Source organism: Acetobacter pomorum (assembly GCF_002738225.1).
Classification (GTDB): Bacteria; Pseudomonadota; Alphaproteobacteria; order Acetobacterales; family Acetobacteraceae; genus Acetobacter; species Acetobacter pomorum.
On record NZ_PEBQ01000077.1, the window covers coordinates 1 to 2647 of the forward strand.

The window sequence follows — 2647 nt, forward strand, 5'->3', positions numbered from 1 at the left end:
GTTCAGTAAAGAGCGGAACCGCTTTCCTCCCCGGCCTGAACGCCGGGGTTTCCAGCGGAGTTTAGGATGAATCTGGACTTATGAAGATATCTTAGGTTTCGTTTTAAGCCCTCATTTTGGCTGTGCCTTGCAAACAAGAAGCCTATCATCACCAGAAATGGATGAGATTTAGCTGGCATCTCATCCTTGGTGTGAATTTGTGCAGTCATGATATTTTCATGGTTCGCCTAAAAGAGGGCAAGTTGTAGTATGAGCACTTCAGTTAAAGCGACAGCAACAGCCAAAAGAAAGCCACGTCATATTGTACCGCAAGCCTGTCTAGCTTCCCTGAATGAGCCCCCACGTTCTGCATTGCGCTGGGAAGAAGGCTCAACAAACGAGGCTACAGGTGTTCGTGAGTTTCAGGCTTTTGCCTCTATTAACGGAGGGAAAGAGAGGCAGGTGGCTATAGTTTCTGCGGAGCCCCGCGGGAAGGATAGGTTCTTTTATCGCTGCGAGAAGATATTGTGTTTCGAAGAATTTGACTCTGATAAAATGAGAGTGAGATCATCTTTTGGCGTATATGGTTTCAATTTTGCTGATCTTGATACCCAAATCGGGAGATCAGTTAAAAATGTGGAAATCATGGCCGGCAATCCAATGTATGTTGGACGAAGCGTCTCACCGCAATCTCTCGAACATTTATCTCGTGGCCCGTGGGGTAAGATCCAGAACGCACGGGCCTTACGTTTTGATCAACATGGACGCCCAGATATAGTAACAGTATCCACTGCTGGCCATGGCGGCTATATTCTGTCAGAGGATGCAGTCAAGGAGATGCCTAGCCCCCTCCGTTCTGGCCGGTGTTATGAAGAAGATTGTGGCTGGTCACACGTTGCGCTCTCTTTTCCTGAATTATTTACACCCCTTGAATTACACACTGCACAGCGCACTCTCGCTAATTACGAACCAGATGTGTGGGAAAAATACTTTGGGCAAGAGTTGGCGCCAGGAATGTCCCAAGAGAAAGACAACAGGACTTTTCTCGCAAAACATGCTGATGACTATCTGGTTGTTTCTGCGATCACAAGTAAGGATCACCCTGGATTTGTGGAGGTTACCGCAGTGAGGGGCAAGATGACCGGTGAAATGAACAGGCACCATGAGGCGAAGCATTTTTATGTCCCGTCTGAGGAATATAGCGCAAAGTCGAGAAGAGAACCTTACTTTGTTATCGACCTCGATAGGCATTCAGAAGAACCTCCGTGCCTTGAGGTAAAAAATGAACTGACCGAAGATGAGGCTCCATCACCCTGATGGGTTCGTCTTTTAACAGGTGGCTTGTAGCGCCTATGCTTAGCCATTGGTCAACACTAGCCTGGGGTTGCTGCTTAGAATTTGGAGAGTTTCAGGGCAGTGAACTTGGGAGTTCAAACAGCAAGCGATCTGATTAAACACTCCAAACGCCCAAAGGGGCAGGCGACTACCTGTCCCTTTTATGATATTAGCAGTAAACTTCCGAGATAAAATGCCATGCGCATATGGCAATCGCGGTCCTTGCCATATTCTCTCAGAGTATATCCGAACAAATTCCTATTACACATAATGGTATCAGGTAAAGATAAGGGAAGATGATGTATTTTGATGATCCATTTTTTATTAAAACAATCGAGGATTTTCGACAGAGGTCATCCAACGTTACCTCCGAAATGAAGGCTATACAGTTTGAACAGGAAGTAGCTCCGCTTCTCGATCAACGTTTCAACCACATCACGCGCTTCGTTCCAGAGTTCGTCACTGGCCGTCACATTATTGACACTCCCATTGGTGCATCTGATCCTTTAAGACCCTTCAATGCCTTCTCGCTGGGCAACTGGCTTATCCTTGCAGATAAAGCAAGGGTTCAGACAATTCCATCCCGCATCATTTCGGTAGTCCCTACTAATTCGATCATCAGCCGCTATGGCAACTCCATATCGCCAGAACATAAGTCTGCACAGGACAAACTCGACAAGGCTCTTGAAACCTTGAATGACGATGAAATCCTGCGTTACGACAGCGCCAGTGCAGCATGCCTGAAATCCATGATGCAAGCCGGAGAAGACGATATCACTCTGAGACGCGGTATCTGCAAAAAGCCTGGTGGCGGAATGATGCCTCTCATTTATCATCCGCAAATGATCAAACACGATGAGCGTGTTGGCGAAGCGACCATGACCTATTGTCAGGAGGAAACGCCCGTCTGGGCGCGCACGTGGACCCCAGCCATGAGGATTGCGAAAAAAGATGGCAACACATCACCAGTAGAATGGCGCATTTACATCATGAACGGCCGTATTGAAGGTGCCTCGCTCTACTATCCTCATGCACCCATTACGATCGAACAAGCACGGACAACGTACAGCCTCAACGCTTGCATTGAAATGGCTCGCAAAATGCTCGCGACTATGCGTGGCCACAGATTATTCCCACACGTCCCGAAATACGTCTATCTTAACATCTTCCTGGCCCTAAAGGACGAGGATTTCTCCGGTTAGACCGGGTGTAGTTTTCGCTTCAACGCCTTCCCAATGGAAGGCTCCACGACAGGAGTGTTCCCCCTGTGAAGAATCCTGCTTGAGGTTGTAAACGAACAGACAAAGACGCTTGGTTATCACGACTAAATCTG

General features: G+C 47.7%; 2 protein-coding genes. Both read left to right on the top strand.

Features of this window, described 5'->3' with window-relative positions:
- Positions 1 to 249: 249 nt before the first annotated feature.
- Positions 250 to 1296: a DUF7007 domain-containing protein gene (locus CSR02_RS04845; RefSeq protein ID WP_099540772.1), complete on the top strand. Its 1047-nt coding sequence runs from the start codon at positions 250 to 252 to the stop codon at positions 1294 to 1296.
- A 314-nt stretch (positions 1297 to 1610) separates the two neighbouring features.
- Entirely contained in the window at positions 1611 to 2516 is a 906-nt protein-coding gene (locus CSR02_RS04850) for a hypothetical protein (RefSeq protein ID WP_099540773.1), read from the top strand.
- Positions 2517 to 2647 lie beyond the last annotated feature (131 nt).